Source organism: Alloalcanivorax marinus (assembly GCF_016785095.1).
GTDB classification, from domain to species: Bacteria; Pseudomonadota; Gammaproteobacteria; order Pseudomonadales; family Alcanivoracaceae; genus Alloalcanivorax; species Alloalcanivorax marinus_A.
Genome location: NZ_JAEKJB010000008.1, coordinates 283,247 through 295,623 on the forward strand (window position 1 = coordinate 283,247; position 12,377 = coordinate 295,623).

Here is a 12,377-nt window from a genome sequence, read left to right on the forward strand (position 1 = left end):
GAAAGAACCGCCCCGGGCGCGGCATGGAACCCATCAACTTAATCCATCGCGACGGCGGCGCAATTTAAATGTTTAACCCGCAACAAAAAACACATAAGAAAATGTTTATTCCATAACGAATTTATTTCGTTTGTTCCCGGCACCGTATTTTTCCTACCTTTTCCGTCGCTCCCGGCAATCTTCCAAAAATTATCCATCAAACAATTTTTCGAAAAATCCGGGAATCGTCATCGCATTTAATGACAGGAAAAGGCCAAGTGATGAAAACAAAAATCCATCCGGCCTGCGTTCTGGTGCCACTGTTTCTGTGCACCGGGGTTCAGGCGTCTCCCGAGGTAACGGTTTCCGGCCACATCAACCGCGCGATCCTGGCGCTGGATGATGGAGAAGGGGCCGAGACGTACTTTGTCGATAACAAGAACAGCGCCAGTCGCTTCCGGATCGTGGCCAGCGACCGCATCCACGATGGCCTGCGGGCCGGCGCACGGTTCGAGATGGGCTATGAATCCAACCCCTCGTCGTCGATCTCCCGCACCCGGCCCAGCGTTTCCGCCGAGCTCAAGGAGCGCCGCGCGGAGCTGTTCATAAGCGGCGGCTTTGGCGCCGTCTATCTGGGCCAGGGCGATGGCGCCGCCAACGGCCTGACCCACGTGGATCTGTCCGGCACCAACATGGTGTCGCTGCTCGGCCACGCCCACCTGATGGGCGGAAGCTTCACGTTTTTCGAACAGGGTAACGCCGGCCCGACGCTGAGCGACGTGATGGCCAACTTCGACTTCGAAAGTCGCTACGACCGTATCGCCTATCACAGTGCCGGGCCGGGCCCGTTGACGCTGCGCGCCAGCGTCGGTCGCAAGGACGACATGGTCTATGAAGCCTCCGCGCTGTACAGCGCCCGGGCGGATTTCGCCAAGGTCTCGGTGGGCGTCGGTTATTCCAGCGAAAAGGTCCCCGGCGCCGACGACAACGAAACCCTGGGCGGCTCCGCCTCGGTACTGCTCGACAACGGTCTCAATGGCGCGATTTCGTATTCGCGCCTCGACACCGACGCTTCCCGTTCCGCCACCAACACCACCTTCCGGCTCGGCTACCGTGCCGGCAAACACGCTTCATCCGTGGATTACGGCATCACCGATGACCTGGACCGGCGCGGTGACCGCGCCACCTATGTGGGCGCCAACTATGTCTACAAGCCGTTGGACTGGCTGGAGGTGTTCGGCGCGGTGCGCCGTTTCGAGCTGGACCGCCGCCATGCCAGCTACGACGACATGGCCATGGTGGTCACCGGCAGCCGCATCAAATTCTAGAAATACTCACAACAAAGGAGACCCGCCATGTTCTCTAACCACCCCGCCATCGCCGCGATCACCGCCGGAATACTGTTCCTCTCCGCGCAGACCGCCAGCGCCGACTACCCGAACCGCGATATCGATCTGATCGTCGGCTACTCCGCCGGCGGCAGCACCGATGTACTGGCGCGCACGCTCACTCCCTATCTCGAAGACGAGCTGGGCGGCGACATCACCATCAACGTGGTCAACCGGCCCGGCGGCAGCGGCGAGATCAGCTTCACCGAAATCGCCCACGCCAAACCGGACGGCTACACCCTGGCCATGTCCAATATGCCGGGCATCATCAATCCACTGATCGAGCGGGAGCCGGACTACGCCCTCAAGGACTTCACCTTCCTGGGCAACATCATCCTCGACCCCACCGCCATCCTGGTGAACGCCGACAGCGAGTTCGACAGCCTGGATCAATGGGTGGAGAACGCCCGCGCTCATCCCGGTGAGGCCCGGGTCGGCAACCCGGGCCGGGGCGGCGCCCAGCACACTACCTTCGAACGCTTCCTGCTGGCGGCCGGCGTGGAAGCCACCAGCATTCCCTTCAACGGCGGCTCCCGAAGCCGGGCGGCGCTGATGGGTGGCCACATCTCGGCCAGTTCCATGGGCCTGGCGGAAGCCGCCGGCAACGTGAAATCCGGTGGTATCCGGGTGCTCGCGGTGATGGCGGAGCAGCGCAGCGATCTGCTGCCCGAGGTGCCCACCGCCAGGGAGCTGGGCTACGACGTGGTGGGCGGCTCCTATCGCGGCATGATCGCGCCGGCCGGCCTGGACACGGAGGTGGAGGCCAGGCTGCACGATGCGCTGGCGCGCGCGGTCGCCAACCCGGAATTCCGCGAAGCGGCACGCAAGCGGCTGTATCTGCTGCGCTATATGTCCGGTCCCGAGCAGCAGCGTCTCGCCGACACCCTGTACCAGGAAATGACCGCCCTGTGGGAAAAGCGACCCTGGGTGGACCAGTAACAGGTGCCACGACCGGCCCGACGGATAGGGCCGGTCCCCATTCACCAACGTAAAGGGAGTCCTCATGAGCCGTCACCCCGATGCAGCGGATACCGCCCCCTGGCACGATCTGGTGTTCGCCGTTCTGGTCCTGGCCGGTACCTCCGTTCCGTCGTTCAGCGCGCTTCGCCTCTCCGGCGCCGGTCGCTGGTTTCCTCTGGCGGTGTGCGCCGTCATGGCACTGGCCGGCATGTCCATGCTCTGCGTCTGCGCGCTCAAGCTGCTGCGCCACCGCCCCGCGCGCCCCCCGTTCCCCGAAGGCGGCGCCCTCAAACGCGGCGCCGGCGCCGGCCTGGCTTTCCTTCTGACCTGTGTGCTGACGCCCTGGGTCGGCTACTTCCCGGCGACCACCCTGCTGCTCATCATCGTGCCTTTGGTTCTGGATTTCCGGCACTGGCGGGTGATCGCCTTTACCGCCCTGACATTCGAGGCGCTGGTGTACCTGGTCTTCATCGAGGGCTTCGGCAGGCAGCTTCCCTCGGGCGTTCCGTTTTCGTAATCAGCAACCGGTTTCCCTATGTTTGACTCCATTCTCTCCGCGTTCCTGGTGATCCTGGAACCGGCTAACCTCATCGCCATGCTGGGCGGCACCCTGCTGGGCATCTGCATCGGCGCCCTGCCCGGTCTCAGCGCCACCATGGGCATCGCCGTGCTGATCCCGCTGAGCTTCGGCCTCGATCCCCTGGTCGGGCTCGGGCTGATGGCGGGCATCTACAACGGCGCCATGTATGGCGGCGCGATTCCCTCCATTCTGCTGGGCGTGCCGGGCACACCGGCTTCCGTGGCCACCATCTTCGATGGCCGGCCCATGGCGGAGCAAGGCCGGGGCAAGCTGGCGCTGCGCGTGGCGGTGTTTTCCTCCGCCATCGGCGGGCTGATCAGCGGGCTCGTGCTGTTGTTGCTGGCACCACCGCTTGCCCGGGTAACCCTGTTGTTCGGGCCCTCGGACTATTTCTGGGTGGCCCTGTTCGGGCTTTCCAGCCTCTCCCTGTTGCTGGGCAAAAGCATCGCCAAGGGCGTTTTCGCCGCCGGCTTCGGCTTGCTCATCGGTCTGATCGGCATCGACACCATCGGCGGCCAGGAACGCTTCACTTTCGGCTTCGTGGAGCTGGTGAACGGCGTCAATATCGTGGTGGTGCTGATCGGGCTGTTCGGTATTCCGCCCACCCTGAAGCTTGCCGCGGGTGCCCTCCCCGGCGGGCGGGAAACGGACCGGGCGGAGGACGCCGGCGATGGCCGGCTTCGTCCCTATCTGCCCCAGCTGCTGCCCACCTGGCTGAAATCGTCGTTGATCGGTGTGTTCGTGGGATTGCTGCCCGGGGTCGGCGGCAACATGGCGTCTTTTCTCAGCTATAACGAAAGCAAGCGCTCCGCCCGCGACCCGGCACGGTTCGGCTACGGCGCCGAGGAAGGCGTGGCCGCCGCCGAGTGTGGCAACAACGCGGACAATGGCGCCGCCCTGGTGCCCGCCCTGACCCTGGGCGTGCCGGGCAGCTCGGTGTCGGCGGTGATTCTCGGCGGCCTGCTGGTGCACGGCCTGCAACCCGGACCGGAACTGTTTCAGAGCAACCCCAACGAAGTGTACGGCTTCATGCTGCAGATGGTGATCACCGCCGCGCTGCTGATTCCCCTGGGGCTGCTCGGCTCACGGTTATTCGTGCGGGTGCTCGACATTCCGCCGGCTCTGCTGATCCCGATCGTGCTTTCCCTGAGCATGGTCGGTGTTTACGCGGTCAACAACAGCCTGTTCGACATCCAACTGCTGCTGGTGTTCGGCGCCATTGGCATGGTGCTGTCCCACTTCCAGGTGCCGCTGGCGCCCATTGTTCTCGGCGTCCTGCTCGGCCCCATGGCCGAGGAGAACCTGCGACTCGCCTTCATGCTGAGCGTCGATCCCTGGACCGCGCTATTCCCTTCCCCGCTGTCCGTCGGGCTGGCGTTGTTCACGGTTTCGGTGATCGCCTTTTCATTGCTTAAGCCCCTGACCCGATTCACCCGCGCCCGCCTTCGGCGGGCCGCGGCCCATTGACCGACCGATGTAAAAGGAGAACTCCATGAACCGGAAAACCCAGTGCCGCCCATGGCTGGCCGACGACGTCCGCAACGACCGGAGCTGGATTCGACCGCTCGACCCGACCCTGGGCGACGATCTCGATCGCGCCCTCCAGCACGCCGATGAAACGGGCAAAGCAATGCTCGACTGGACACCGGACGATTTCCCCCTCCGCGAACACGCCCGCGCTTTCTTCAAGAATGCCTTCGACAGCACCCAGCGCGACTGGGGCTTCTGCCTGATTCGCGGCATGCCCGTGGAACGCTGGTCGGTGGAGGAGGCCCGGCGGATCTACTGGGGCCTGGGGCTGCACATCGGCGTGTGCCGGACACAGAACCGGGCCAGCGACATCATGACCTCGGTGAAAGACGCCAGCGGCAGCTACAAGGTCAACGGCGGGCGCGGTTACAACACCAACGCCGGCCTGGATTTCCACGTGGATTTCTGCGACGTGGTGTCGCTGCTGTGCCTGCACCCGGCCAAGGCCGGCGGCACCAGCCTGATCACCAGTTCCCTGGCGGTGATCGACGAGATCCGCCGGACCCGCCCGGACCTGGAAGACGCCCTGCGCACGCCCTTTTATTTCAGCCTGCAAGGCGCCGGCGCCGACGACGAGCCTCCGGTCTACCCCTGCCCTCTGTACGGGGAAAAGGACGGCTTCCCCGCGTTCCGCACCAACCGAAAGAACATCACCGCCGCCCAGGAATACTTCGAGCAGGTGCCCCGGCTCACCGACCAACAGGTGGAGGTGCTGGATCTTCTCGACACCCTGCTGCCGGACCCGCGCTTCTGCTTTTCCATGAACATCGAGAAGGGCGACATGCAGCTTCTCAACAATTACACCGTGGTACATTCGCGAACCGATTTCGAGGACTTCGAGGAGGAAGAAAAAAAACGGCACATGCTGCGCCTGTGGATGACGCTCCCCAATTCCCAGCCGCTGCCGGACGACTGGGTGGCCGCCTTCAAGGACACCCGCCCAGGCTCCGTGCGCGGCGGCAATCGGGGCAAGCACATCACCGAGACGTTCCTTGACTATGAGCGTCGTCAGGCCGGCTACCATGGCATGCGCAACGTGTTTTCATGATGCCGTTCGCATCGACGCCGCCGTCCACCGGGAGCGCAACGCCATGGCCCCGGGGATGACGGATCGCTGGGGCCCACCTTTGCTACGCTCACTGATGGTGGGCACCGTCGGCGGCGTACTGGCCGCCCATATCGGTCTGCCCCTGGCCTGGATGCTCGGCCCCCTGGTGGCCAACCTGGCGGCTTCCATCGGCGGGGCCCGGGTGGCGGTGCCGGAGAATCTGCGGCTGGCTTTCCTTGGCGTGCTGGGGCTGGTCCTGGGCAGCCGGATGACACCGGAGCTGGTTGCCCGGCTGGTGGATTGGCCGATCTCCGGCGCCTTGCTGCTGGCCGGGGTGGCGGCGTCCACCAGTGTCGTCGCCGCCTGGTTCCGGCGTTGCGGTTTCGACCCGGTTACCGCCTGGTTCTCGGCGGCGCCGGGCGCGATGACCGCGATGATCATGATGGGCGAAGCCAGCGGCGGCGATCCGCGCCGGGTGGCGATTTCTCAGTCCCTGCGCATTATTCTGGTGCTGCTGATCCTGCCACCGCTGTTCTGGCTCTACGAAGGCGTGGACGGAGGCCGGGGCGACAACGCCGCGCCGCATTTCGAGAACCTCTGGCTGATAGCCATGCTGCCGCTGCTGATTCCGCTCGGTAACCGGCTGCGCATCCCCACCGCCGCCTTGATGCTGCCCCTGGTGGTATCCGGCCTGTTGTCCGGCTTTGGAGTCGCCTCCCTGCGGATGCCGGACTGGGGCATGAACCTGATGCTGTTGGTGCTGGGCTGCGCCATCGGCTCCCGGTTCCGCGGGTTATCCCTGTCGCTGCTGCGCCGCCACCTGTTGGAGTCGTTCGTGGCGACGCTGCTCTCCCTGCTGATTCTGGCGCTGTTCGCGGAGCTCGTGCATCAAGCCATCGAGGTACCCCGGGACGTGGCGCTGATGGCCATGGCCCCGGGCGGCATCGGCGAGCTGGCGATCCTGGCGGTGGCCTTGAACCTGGACCCCATGTTCGTGGCCTTCCATCACTTACTGCGCATCGTGGCGCTTATGCTGGTGGCACCGCTGTGGGCGAAGTACCTCACCCGCCGCCAACCGCCCGCCCCATAGGAGCAGTGAGGGCCTGGAGGAAGGCGTCGGCCACCGGCGTCAGGTGGCGGGCACGGGGGTGCACCACGCACCAGGAGCGCTTCAGGGGCAGTCCGTCCACGTCCAGGGTCACCAAACGCCCGGCCGCCAGTTCCTCCCGGCAGGCGTCCCGGGGCAGCACCGCCAGCCCCAGGCCGGCGATCACCCCGGCCTTGACCGCCTCCTGGGAGCCCAGTTGCTGCCGGCGGCCGGGGCGCAGCCCACGGCTCTGGCACAACTCCTCGAACACCAGCCGGGTGCCGGAGCCGGGCTCCCGGCTGAGCAGGGGGAATTCCAGGAAACGGGTCAGCGGCACCGCTTCGGTGTCCCGCAGCGGATGCCCCGGACCGGCCACCGCCACCAGATCGTTCTGGCGGAAGGGCACGAAGCGCAGCCGCCGGTCGTCCGGCACCTGGCCCATGATGGTCAGGTCGTAGCGGTCCTCGCGCAGGCTCTTCAGGGCCTCGCCGTGGTTGAGCACGCGCATTCGCACTTCCACTTCCGGGTGACGCCGGCAGAAGGCCGCCAGCCGCTCGGGCATGAAGTACTGAGCGCTGCTTTCCACCGCCAGGGTCAGGGTGCCCTGCATCACCCCGCGCAGTTCCGCCAGCTCCATTTCCACCCGTACCAGGCGGCGCATCAGATCCTGGCCGGCGCGGCGCATGGCCCGTCCCGCCGGGGTCAGGGAAAGCCGTTTGCCTACGTAATCGAACAGTGGCTCGCCGATCAACTCCTCCAGATTGCGCACCTGGGCGCTCACCGCCGGCTGGGTGAGAGCCAGTTCCTCGGCGGCCCGGGAGTAGCTTTCCTGCTGACAGACGGTGAGGAAGATACGCACCTGGCGCAGGGTCAGACGATTCAGATAGGCCGTACTCATTGCTTTCCCAAGAGAGCGAGCGCTCACACATAATGAATTGGTTATGCCTGATGATAGTAATATCAATTTCTTTTGGCCGCCATGTTCCCGGTACCTTGCGGAACATTAAGCGGCCCTTGGGCTGATCGGGAGTACACGCATGGCCATAACAAAAATCCTCATCGCCAACCGTGGTGAGATCGCGGTGCGCATCGTCCGCGCTTGCGCGGAGCTGGGCATTCGTTCGGTGGCGGTTTACACCGAACCGGACCGCTACGCGCTGCACGTGAAACGCGCCGACGAGGCCTACAGCCTGGGCGACGACCCGCTGGCGGGCTATCTGAACCCACACCATATCGTCAACGTGGCGGTGCAGACCGGCTGCGATGCCCTGCACCCGGGCTACGGCTTCCTCTCCGAGAACGCCGAACTGGCGGACATCTGCGCCCAGCGCGGCATTACCTTCATCGGCCCGCGGGCGGAGGTGATCCGCCGCATGGGCGACAAAACCCGCGCCCGCCAGGCGATGATCGAAGCCGGCGTGCCGGTGACGCCGGGCTCGGAAAACAACCTGGCGGACCTGGACGAGGCCCGCCGCGAAGCGCGCCGGGTGGGCTACCCGGTGATGCTCAAGGCCACCTCCGGCGGCGGCGGTCGTGGCATCCGCCGCTGTGACAACGAGGACGAGCTGGCGCGCAACTACGAACGGGTGGTCTCGGAAGCCACCAAGGCGTTCGGCAGCGCCGACGTGTTCCTGGAAAAGTGCATCGTCGACCCGCGACATATCGAGGTGCAGATCCTCGCCGACCATCACGGCAACACCATTCATCTGTTCGAACGGGACTGCTCGATCCAACGCCGCAATCAAAAGCTGATCGAGATCGCTCCGTCGCCCCAGCTCACCCCGGAGCAACGCACCTACGTAGGCGACCTGGCGGTACGCGCCGCCGAGGCGGTGGGCTACACCAACGCCGGTACCGTGGAGTTCCTGTTCACCGGCAACCAGGTGTACTTCATGGAGATGAACACCCGGGTGCAGGTGGAACACACCATCACCGAGCAGATCACCGGCGTGGACATCGTGCGCGAACAGATCCGCGTGGCCGCTGGAGAACCCCTGGCCCACCAACAGAGCGACATCCGCCACCAAGGCTTCGCGCTGCAGTTCCGCATCAATGCCGAGGACCCGAAGAACAACTTCCTGCCCAGCTTCGGCCGCATCAGCCGCTACTACGCGCCGGGTGGCCCGGGCGTGCGGGTGGATACCGCCATCTACACCGGCTACACCATCCCACCCTACTTCGATTCCATGTGCCTGAAACTGATCGCCTGGAATCTGAGTTGGGAAGGCGCCCTGGATCGCGCCAAGCGCGCCATCCACGACATGCGCCTGCAGGGAGTGAAAACCACCGCGCCCTATTACCTGAAAATTCTCGACGATCCCGGTTTCCGTAGCGGCCAGTTCGACACCGGCTACGTGGACGCCCATCCGGAACTGCTGAGTTACTCGGAAAAATCCAATCCCGAAGAGATCGCGCTGGCCATCGCCGCGGCGATTGCCGCTCACACCGGGCTTTAAGCGCAGGAGATCCCGCCATGAATACGAACGCCACAAAAAGCAAGAAAATCGAAGTCACCGACGTGGTGCTGCGCGACGGCCACCAATCGCTGATCGCCACGCGTATGCGCACCGAGGACATGCTGCCGATCTGCGAACAACTGGACACGGCGGGCTTCTGGTCCCTGGAAGTCTGGGGCGGCGCCACCTTCGACGCCTGCGTGCGGTTTCTCAAGGAAGATCCCTGGGAGCGGCTGCGGCAACTGCGCCAGGCGCTGCCCAACAGCCGCCTGCAAATGCTGCTGCGCGGCCAGAACCTGCTCGGCTACCGCCACTACGGCGACGACGTGGTGGACGCCTTCGTGGAACGCGCCGCCGCCAACGGCATCGACGTATTCCGGGTGTTCGACGCCATGAACGACCCGCGCAACCTGGAAACCGCCCTGCGCGCGGTGAAGGCCAACGGCAAGCACGCCCAGGGCACGCTCTGCTACACCACCGGCCCGGTGCACACCCCGGAGCGGTTCGTGGCTCTGGCTCGGCGCCTCGCCGACATGGGCAGTGATTCCATCGCCATCAAGGACATGGCCGGCCTGCTCACACCTTATGCCACCGGCGAGCTGGTGGCCGCCCTCAAGGACGCGGTGGACCTGCCCCTGTTCCTGCATTCTCACAACACCTCCGGGCTGGCCCCGATGTGCCAACTGAAAGCCATCGAGAATGGCGTGGACCATATCGATACGGCCATGTCGCCGTTCGCCGGCGGCACCAGCCATCCGGCCACTGAGTCCATGGTGGCGGCCCTGAAAGGCACGCCTTACGACACCGGGCTCGATCTGGAAAAGCTGCAGCCCATCGCCGACTACTTCCGCGAGGTGCGCAAGAAGTACCATCAGTTTGAAAGCGACTATACCCGCGAGGACATCGGCGTGCAGGTCAACCAGGTGCCCGGCGGCATGATGTCCAACCTGGCCAACCAGCTTAAGGAACAGGGCGCCCTGGACAAGATCGACCAGGTGTTCGCGGAAATCCCCCGGGTGCGCAAGGACCTGGGATACCCGCCGCTGGTCACGCCCACCTCGCAGATCGTCGGCACCCAGGCGGTGATGAACGTGCTCGCCGGCGAGCGCTACAAGACCATCACCAACGAAGTGAAGCGTTATTTGCTGGGCCACTACGGCGCCGCGCCGGCGCCGGTGGACACCACCCTGCAACGGCGCGCCGTGGGCAACGAGGAGGTCATCGACCAGCGCCCGGCGGACCTGCTGCCCCGGGAACTGGACAAGCTGCGCCGGGACATCGGCGAGCTGGCCGGCAACGAAGAGGACGTGCTCACCTTCGCCATGTTCCCGGACATCGGCCGTGCCTTCCTGGAAGAACGCGCCGCCGGCACCCTCAAGCCCGAGCCGCTGCTGCCGCCGGACAGCGGCCAGGCCGCCGCCGAAGTGGCCGGCCAGCCCACCGAGTTCATGATCGACGTACACGGCGAAACCTATCAGGTGGCGATCACCGGGGTGGGCCTGAAGGGCAGCGACAAGCGCCGCTTCTTCCTGACCCTGGACGGCATGCCCGAGGAAGTGATCTTCGAGCCGCTCAACGCCTACCAGAAAGGCGACGGGGAAGGCGGCCGCAAGCAGGCCGGCGGCCCCGGCGACGTGACCACCAACATGCCCGGCAACATCGTCGATGTGCTGGTGGCGGAAGGCGACGAAGTGAAAGCCGGCCAACCGGTGCTGGTGATCGAAGCAATGAAAATGGAATCCGAGGTACAGGCCCCCAGCGGCGGCACCGTGCAGGGCATCTTCGTCGCCAAGGGCGACCGAGTGACGCCGGGGGAAGTATTGATCGAAGTGCGCTGATTTTTCCCTTACGGGGTTCGACTCCACCGGCGCCCGCCCCGGGCGCCGTTTTCACCGCCGCGACGTTCGCCTTAACCGTCGCGGCGTTTTTTTATCCCACCAAAAAAGTAGGCGCGTTCTATCGCGCTTCCAGGAACGCGAGATCCACGTGGTAACGGCGCGGATTGTCCGGCGCCACCCAGACGGTCAGCGGCTGACTGCCGAGGGCCGGGCTCGGGTCGGCCCAGAGCGCGTCGCTGCGAAACACATGGGTCTCGCCACTCACCGGATCGCTCCACTGGCATACGATCCGGTAGGGGTGGCGGCCATTCACTTGCAGTGAGTGGTCCAACACCACCTCCACCGGCTCGGCGGCCACCTTCTGGCCATTCTTGCGCAGCCAGGCCACCTTGCGCGCTTTCCATCTGGGCCACAGCAGCAAGCCGGTTCCCACCACGGTCAGAATGAGGCCCACCACCCCGGCGATCAGCGATAAGCCCCACAGGGAAAAGAAACTCCTGATCCGGGCGTCACCGCTGTCGCCGGGCGCGTACAGCACTTCCACACCCTCGCCCACCGAGTAAGCCGGTGGGCGGCTGCTCATATTGGGCACGAACACCACGCTGCGACCGTCACGGTCGCGGAAATGCACCTTCGGGCTGTACAGGACGTCTCCGTCACTGTCCCGCTTGGGCACCAGGTCGGTAACCACGCCGGAGGTGGTCACCGCCGTCTCCAGAAAACGGGAAGTACTCACCGCCGACGCACCGCTGCCCGCCAGGGTCAGGACACCAAAAAGCAGCAGGCCGCCACCGGCCACGGTAGTGACTTTCATGATTCAGTGCCTCGTGCACGGCGCTCGCGTTCCCGCTCGCGGAGTTTTTCCACCCGGTCTTCCAGGCTGTCCAGACCCAGGGCCCAGCGACGCAGGTTGACCATGGCCGGGTCGGCGATCGGGCACGGTACCGGCCAGCCCTCCTCGTCCATGTCGAACTGGGTGCCGTAGCGCTGCGGCTCGCCGTTGAGCACGCACAGACGGTCGCGCAGATAGGCGGACTGCCAGCCCGGAGCGTCGCCCACCGAGGCGGCCTCTTCCACCGCCGTGGCGCAACGCGCCATCAGGTCCAGCCGTGACATGGCGTGCTGAGCGATCAGCCAGGCCGCCTCGCCACCTGCCTCCCCCGCCAGGGTCACGCCGGGCCAGCCGTGCTCATCGAGAATCCGTTCCAGAGCCTCGGCGTTGCGTTCATGAACGGCGCGCATCTCCGGGTGGTAGTCCGGCGCGGGCAGTTCACCGCGCTCGGTGAGCGCCGCCAGGGTGCGTTTGTCGTCCTCGGCCATGGCCGTGAGTCGATCGGCGAGTTCCTGGTTCATGGTCGTCCTCGTGAGTGTTGGTCCTGCCTGTGGAGGGCGGCACTTTACCAGCTTCACCAATTGGAATCAGGGCGCCGTCGGCGATCAAGACAACACCGATACGAAAACAACGCCGACACGAAACTGCCACCGCCCTGTCATCCCCGCTGTCTAGCCTC

At 65.2% G+C, this 12,377-nt stretch carries 11 protein-coding genes; 8 read left to right on the forward strand and 3 right to left on the reverse strand.

What is annotated here, in order from left to right:
* Positions 1-260: 260 nt before the first annotated feature.
* The 6 genes from JF515_RS08335 to JF515_RS08360 all read left to right on the forward strand — a co-directional run bounded on the left by JF515_RS08335 (position 261) and on the right by JF515_RS08360 (position 6,575).
* The gene (locus JF515_RS08335) at positions 261-1,307 is read left to right on the forward strand and encodes a porin (RefSeq protein WP_203103033.1); all 1,047 of its coding nucleotides are present in this window, start codon (positions 261-263) and stop codon (positions 1,305-1,307) included.
* Between the two features lie 27 nt (positions 1,308-1,334).
* Positions 1,335-2,306, forward strand: a complete 972-nt coding sequence (locus tag JF515_RS08340) for a tripartite tricarboxylate transporter substrate binding protein (RefSeq protein WP_203103035.1) — start codon at positions 1,335-1,337, stop codon at positions 2,304-2,306.
* A gap of 64 nt (positions 2,307-2,370) precedes the next feature.
* Positions 2,371-2,844: a tripartite tricarboxylate transporter TctB family protein gene (locus tag JF515_RS08345; RefSeq protein ID WP_203103037.1), complete on the forward strand. Its 474-nt coding sequence runs from the start codon at positions 2,371-2,373 to the stop codon at positions 2,842-2,844.
* 18 nt (positions 2,845-2,862) lie between these two features.
* Positions 2,863-4,374, forward strand: a complete 1,512-nt coding sequence (locus tag JF515_RS08350; protein WP_203103047.1) for a tripartite tricarboxylate transporter permease — start codon at positions 2,863-2,865, stop codon at positions 4,372-4,374.
* A 25-nt stretch (positions 4,375-4,399) separates the two neighbouring features.
* The gene (locus tag JF515_RS08355; protein WP_203103056.1) at positions 4,400-5,485 is read left to right on the forward strand and encodes a TauD/TfdA family dioxygenase; all 1,086 of its coding nucleotides are present in this window, start codon (positions 4,400-4,402) and stop codon (positions 5,483-5,485) included.
* A gap of 43 nt (positions 5,486-5,528) precedes the next feature.
* On the forward strand, positions 5,529-6,575 hold the full coding sequence (locus JF515_RS08360; RefSeq protein ID WP_425305603.1) for an AbrB family transcriptional regulator: 1,047 nt from the start codon (positions 5,529-5,531) through the stop codon (positions 6,573-6,575).
* On the opposite strand, the gene JF515_RS08365 is transcribed toward JF515_RS08360, so the two are convergent.
* A complete protein-coding gene (locus JF515_RS08365; protein ID WP_203103058.1) occupies positions 6,547-7,470 on the reverse strand; it encodes a LysR family transcriptional regulator in 924 nt (307 codons plus the stop codon). The genes JF515_RS08360 and JF515_RS08365 overlap by 29 nt on opposite strands.
* A gap of 139 nt (positions 7,471-7,609) precedes the next feature.
* Between JF515_RS08365 and JF515_RS08370 the strand changes: the two genes are divergently transcribed.
* Together JF515_RS08370 and oadA are read left to right on the forward strand one after the other, a co-directional pair.
* Positions 7,610-9,028, forward strand: a complete 1,419-nt coding sequence (locus JF515_RS08370; protein WP_203103060.1) for an acetyl-CoA carboxylase biotin carboxylase subunit — start codon at positions 7,610-7,612, stop codon at positions 9,026-9,028.
* Positions 9,029-9,045: 17 nt separating this feature from the next.
* The gene (oadA, locus tag JF515_RS08375) at positions 9,046-10,866 is read left to right on the forward strand and encodes a sodium-extruding oxaloacetate decarboxylase subunit alpha (RefSeq protein WP_203103062.1); all 1,821 of its coding nucleotides are present in this window, start codon (positions 9,046-9,048) and stop codon (positions 10,864-10,866) included.
* 118 nt (positions 10,867-10,984) lie between these two features.
* Here oadA and JF515_RS08380 read toward each other — a convergent pair whose 3' ends face one another.
* On the reverse strand, positions 10,985-11,680 hold the full coding sequence (locus JF515_RS08380; RefSeq protein WP_203103064.1) for a DUF3592 domain-containing protein: 696 nt from the start codon (positions 11,678-11,680) through the stop codon (positions 10,985-10,987).
* The gene (locus JF515_RS08385; RefSeq protein WP_203103066.1) at positions 11,677-12,219 is read right to left on the reverse strand and encodes a DUF6624 domain-containing protein; all 543 of its coding nucleotides are present in this window, start codon (positions 12,217-12,219) and stop codon (positions 11,677-11,679) included. Before JF515_RS08385 ends, JF515_RS08380 begins: the two co-directional genes overlap by 4 nt.
* Positions 12,220-12,377 lie beyond the last annotated feature (158 nt).

Bases quoted from the DNA above. Each gene is read 5' to 3' on its own strand.
- JF515_RS08335 (WP_203103033.1), top strand. From the start codon at position 261: ATGAAAACAAAAATCCATCCGGCCTGCGTTCTGGTGCCACTGTTTCTG.
- JF515_RS08340 (WP_203103035.1), top strand. From the start codon at position 1,335: ATGTTCTCTAACCACCCCGCCATCGCCGCGATCACCGCCGGAATACTG.
- JF515_RS08345 (WP_203103037.1), top strand. From the start codon at position 2,371: ATGAGCCGTCACCCCGATGCAGCGGATACCGCCCCCTGGCACGATCTG.
- JF515_RS08350 (WP_203103047.1), top strand. From the start codon at position 2,863: ATGTTTGACTCCATTCTCTCCGCGTTCCTGGTGATCCTGGAACCGGCT.
- JF515_RS08355 (WP_203103056.1), top strand. From the start codon at position 4,400: ATGAACCGGAAAACCCAGTGCCGCCCATGGCTGGCCGACGACGTCCGC.
- JF515_RS08360 (WP_425305603.1), top strand. From the start codon at position 5,529: ATGGCCCCGGGGATGACGGATCGCTGGGGCCCACCTTTGCTACGCTCA.
- JF515_RS08365 (WP_203103058.1), bottom strand. From the start codon at position 7,470: ATGAGTACGGCCTATCTGAATCGTCTGACCCTGCGCCAGGTGCGTATC.
- JF515_RS08370 (WP_203103060.1), top strand. From the start codon at position 7,610: ATGGCCATAACAAAAATCCTCATCGCCAACCGTGGTGAGATCGCGGTG.
- oadA (WP_203103062.1), top strand. From the start codon at position 9,046: ATGAATACGAACGCCACAAAAAGCAAGAAAATCGAAGTCACCGACGTG.
- JF515_RS08380 (WP_203103064.1), bottom strand. From the start codon at position 11,680: ATGAAAGTCACTACCGTGGCCGGTGGCGGCCTGCTGCTTTTTGGTGTC.
- JF515_RS08385 (WP_203103066.1), bottom strand. From the start codon at position 12,219: ATGAACCAGGAACTCGCCGATCGACTCACGGCCATGGCCGAGGACGAC.